Source organism: Mameliella sp. AT18 (assembly GCF_028807275.1).
Classification (GTDB): domain Bacteria; phylum Pseudomonadota; class Alphaproteobacteria; order Rhodobacterales; family Rhodobacteraceae; genus Antarctobacter; species Antarctobacter albus.
The window spans coordinates 1-2,967 of record NZ_JARAMO010000098.1; the positions used below are offsets into that span (position 1 = coordinate 1).

Genomic DNA, 2,967 nt, shown 5'->3' on the forward strand with positions numbered 1-2,967 from the left:
CCACCAACTGGGATAGATTGTCCCGCGAATTGGAGGATCAGCGATGGCCGGAAACCGACATTGACACGACCGAGTAGTAGGATTAGGCAAGGGTCCATGATGTTTACGTCCACCTTCTTCCCGCGATTCTGAGCGACCCGCGTCGCTCGCGCTCAGGCGCGTATCGAATCGTAACGGCTTCGCATCGCGACAGCCGATAAGGAGGACGTAAAGTGTCCATTCCCCAAGGAACAGGCCTGACCCCGGATCAGGTCCAAGACTTCATCAACAACGGCTTCGTGAAGGTCGAATATGCTTTTGGCGGCGACCTCGCCCGGGATTGTCGGAACGAGTTGTGGGCCGATATGGGCCTTTCCTCGGACCAGCCCAAGGCCTGGACCGAGCCGGTCGTTCGCATTGGTTGGAAGTCATCGCCATCGTTTGCGGCTGCCGCCAATACGCCGCGCCTGCATGCCGCCTATGACAGTCTCGTCGGTGAAGGCCGTTGGCTGGCCCCTCAGGGGCTGGGAACCTTCCCGATCCGCTTTCCGTCGCACAAAAGCGCCGGGGATGATGGCTGGCATGTGGACGTGAGCTTCGGGACCGAAAACCCGGACTTCATGGAATGGCGGGCGAACGTCATGAGCAGCGGACGGGCATTGCTGATGCTCTTCCTGTTCTCGGATGTCGGCCCCAACGATGCTCCCACGCGGATACGGAAGGGATCGCACGCCACCATCGCCCGCGAACTTCTGCCCTACGGCAAGGCTGGTGCCACGCTCAGGCAGCTCTCGGCCGAGGATTACGCTTCCACGCAAGAGTGCGAGATCGCTCTTGCTACAGGAGCGCCTGGGACGGTCTACCTGTGCCATCCCTTCTTGGTTCATGCGGCGCAACCGCATCATGGGACCGCGCCACGCTTCATGGCTCAGCCGCCGCTGCTGCCCAGTATGGAATTCAATCCGCAGCTGGCACCGTCGCCAGTCCAGATCGCCATCAGGAACGCCTGCGGTCTGACCATATAAAGCAAAGGGGTTCCGGGACCGCAGATTGGTGTCGGAACCTCGCCTTGTATGTCGTAGAAGGGCTCTTCAGAGACGCCCGACCATTTCACTCTGGAATGCTGCGCCCGTGTCCCATACCCCGCGTCCTGCGGGAATCATACGTCAGGTGGGGAACACTAGGGACCGGAGGGAATTGCCTTGGCCTTGATCCGCTCAATCTTCCGCGGGAGGTGGTATTGCCCCCGACGGCGATCGGGCGCGCCGACTCTTCAGCAAGGACGCGCCCCGCGAACGGAAACCAGGAAGCAATGGCACTCTATGCCGGTCGGGACGCGGGGCGCTCGAAGATACCCCGTGCGCCGCGGTGCATTTTACAGCTATGATCGCGCAAGCCCGGCATATACCCTGCAGGGTTCTGTTCGAAACGACGCCAAGGCACGATCATGAGCGACGAGTTCAAGAGCTTCCGCTGTCAAAGCGGGTTTTCCTCACCGCCCTGCTATGCGGCCGAGATTGCACCGGATTATTTTGACCCGCTGGCGGTCGACCCCGATCAGGAACGCGATGTAGCCCGCTGGCGTAAGGCTCAACGCAGCCGCCTGCGTGCCGCGCGTCTGAGGCTGTCGGTTACCGAACGCAAGAAGTTCGGCGAAGCGCTTGCCGTGCATCTGCGGCAGGTGTTGGAAGACCGTTTCGGCGGGACGCGAGACATAGTCTTTTCCGGCTATTGGCCGATCAAGGGCGAGCCAGACCTGCGCCCGCTGATGGTCGAGCTTCACGAGGCGGGCGTGACCGTCGCCCTACCTCTGGTCGAAACCAAAGCGGCTCCCCTCACATTCCGTCGCTGGACACCCGAAACCCGCATGGTGCGCGGCGACTGGAACATTCCCGTCCCGCCAGCGGGCGCGCCCAAGGTCATCCCCGGCATTGCACTTGCTCCCCTTGTGGGCTGGACTGGGGAAGGGTATCGCCTCGGCTACGGCGGGGGATACTTCGACCGCACCTTAGCGGCGTTGACCCCGAAGCCCTTTGTCATCGGTATCGGTTTGCAAGAGGCATGGCTCACCACCATCTATCCGCAGGCTCATGACATCCCGCTCGATCTCATCGTGACCGAGAACGGGATCCAAGCCGACAGGGAGGTGGCCTGAGCCGCAACCGGCAACCTGGACAGCCGCTTCCTGCACGCATCGCTCCCAGGCGGTCCCGGCAACGATACCGACGATATTGCCGTATTCGAGCACCTGAACAGCATTCGTATGCCTACTTGGCCATCATCGGCGGAAGCTTTTCGTCTGCGCCAGTCGCGATATGGCGGGCCGTTGTCATGACCGCTCGCGCGTGCAATTTCGGGAGGCTAAAAAACCCATGCTAAACTGGCGGAACACCATTCCAGGAGTTCAGCAGCGCCATCTCAACCACAATGCCTTCGTCAATGCCTGCCACAATGAACGCGGCGTCGGACATCACACCTGGCGGGCCTGGAATGCCCCTTCTAAACTGGGCCACTGTTATGTTTAGGAAACGGATTTCGGCGTCTTTATGCCGAGGCACCATCAGTCAACCTTCTGGCTATAAGATTAGTCTGATACTATCTTTTCTTAACGGCAATTCATCTGAGAAACCTGACGATGAGCGACACGCCCGATCCGACCTGGATGATCGAAGTTCTGCGTGATCTGCGCGCCTTCGCAGAATACAACTCTTATCCCGCCAGTGTGGAAGCCTTGAAGGAGGCTGAAAAGCTGATCGAGAATGAAGTCGGCCCGCCATGCGATCCAAACTCCGATTTTCCCAAATAAGGCAACGATTTCGTTATAGTCCGCCGCGATCGCTGATCGCATTCAATCCGTCCGTCTCCCTCAGAGCGCATCAGCGCCCGGATTATAGTCCCACTGCATGCCAGAGGCCCAGTTGGCATTTTAGACGGCCGATCCCATCTCCCGGCACATGTTCTCCCGATGATCTCCGTCGGGCCCAAAGT

Annotated in this window: 3 protein-coding genes; all 3 read left to right on the forward strand. The window is 59.9% G+C overall.

Going from position 1 to position 2,967, the window contains the following annotated elements; translation table 11 throughout:
• Positions 1-212: 212 nt before the first annotated feature.
• Positions 213-1,004: a phytanoyl-CoA dioxygenase family protein gene (locus PVW46_RS13245; RefSeq protein WP_274576136.1), complete on the forward strand. Its 792-nt coding sequence runs from the start codon at positions 213-215 to the stop codon at positions 1,002-1,004.
• Positions 1,005-1,426: 422 nt separating this feature from the next.
• A complete protein-coding gene (locus tag PVW46_RS13250; protein ID WP_274576138.1) occupies positions 1,427-2,134 on the forward strand; it encodes a 5-formyltetrahydrofolate cyclo-ligase in 708 nt (235 codons plus the stop codon).
• Positions 2,135-2,614: 480 nt separating this feature from the next.
• A complete protein-coding gene (locus PVW46_RS13255) occupies positions 2,615-2,785 on the forward strand; it encodes a hypothetical protein (RefSeq protein ID WP_222512714.1) in 171 nt (56 codons plus the stop codon).
• Positions 2,786-2,967 lie beyond the last annotated feature (182 nt).

What these genes read in the sequence shown, in the direction of transcription:
- PVW46_RS13250 (WP_274576138.1), top strand. Translation starts at nt 1,427, where the DNA reads ATGAGCGACGAGTTCAAGAGCTTCCGCTGTCAAAGCGGGTTTTCCTCA.
- PVW46_RS13255 (WP_222512714.1), top strand. Translation starts at nt 2,615, where the DNA reads ATGAGCGACACGCCCGATCCGACCTGGATGATCGAAGTTCTGCGTGAT.